This is a genomic window from Myxococcus sp. AM011, assembly GCF_013372595.1.
Classification (GTDB): domain Bacteria; phylum Myxococcota; class Myxococcia; order Myxococcales; family Myxococcaceae; genus Myxococcus; species Myxococcus eversor.
Map to the genome: position 1 here is coordinate 1 of NZ_JABXEM010000587.1, position 845 is coordinate 845.

At 71.5% G+C, this 845-nt stretch carries 2 protein-coding genes; both read right to left on the minus strand.

Annotated features, from left to right (window positions below; translation table 11 throughout):
- Positions 1-329, minus strand: a 329-nt coding sequence (locus tag HUW62_RS47500; protein WP_255204056.1) for a phage virion morphogenesis protein, incomplete at its 3' end; no start/stop codon positions are given.
- A gap of 7 nt (positions 330-336) precedes the next feature.
- Positions 337-845, minus strand: a 509-nt coding sequence (locus HUW62_RS47505) for a hypothetical protein (protein ID WP_176438217.1), incomplete at its 5' end; no start/stop codon positions are given.

Here is an 845-nt window from a genome sequence, read left to right on the forward strand (position 1 = left end):
CCGTCCGGGCTCTTCGCGGTGCGCGACACGCCGATGAAGGCCTCGTCGCCCTCCACGACGACGGAGATGGAGTTGCGTAGCGCGCCCGAGACGAGGAGGGCCTTCGTCCCGTTGAATCCGGCGAGCTGGCGCGCCGCGAGCGTGAGGGGCGAAGGCGGGCGGAGCGGCTCTCCACCCGGTGCCTGCTGGGTGAGGCCCTGCACCACCTCCTTGCGCAGGGCGTGCGCCTCCTGGCGCAGCGCCGTCTGGAGCGCACCCTCAAGGCGTGACGAGCCCGCCGCCAGCAGTTGGCGGGCCCGTGCCCAGTCTCCGGTGCGAGAGACGGCCATGGACGCCTCAGCCCTGCTTGGCCCGCAGGTGGGGGACGTGCGAGTTGAGCCACTCCAGGGCCACGTTCGTGGCCTCACTCACCACCGCGCCGTGGCGGACGGACACCGAGGTGAGGGCCAGGGTGTGGGCGGTGACTTCCACGTCCTCCGGCCGGCAGCCGTAGTGCTTGAGGCCCTCGGCGATGGGGCGCACGGCGGGCAGGGTGCCGTAGCGCCAGGAGTGCAGCTCCAGGTTGCAGGTATACGCCTCGGCCTCGTAGCGGGCGCGCGCGGAGGCGCTGGTGAGGTAGGCCAGCTCGTAGCTGGGGCCCTCCTCGTCGTGCTGGACGACATGCTGGTGCTCGTGGACGCACACCACCACCTGGGCCCACAAATCCCAGCCCCCCTTCGGTACGCCCACCTCGAAGGGCAGGTAGAGGGTGCGGCCCACGGTGGTGGCGTACTTCTCCAGGAAGCGCTGCCTGTCGAGGATGCCCATGCGCTGCAGCGCCTCGGCCGCCAACTGCATCTCGAGGG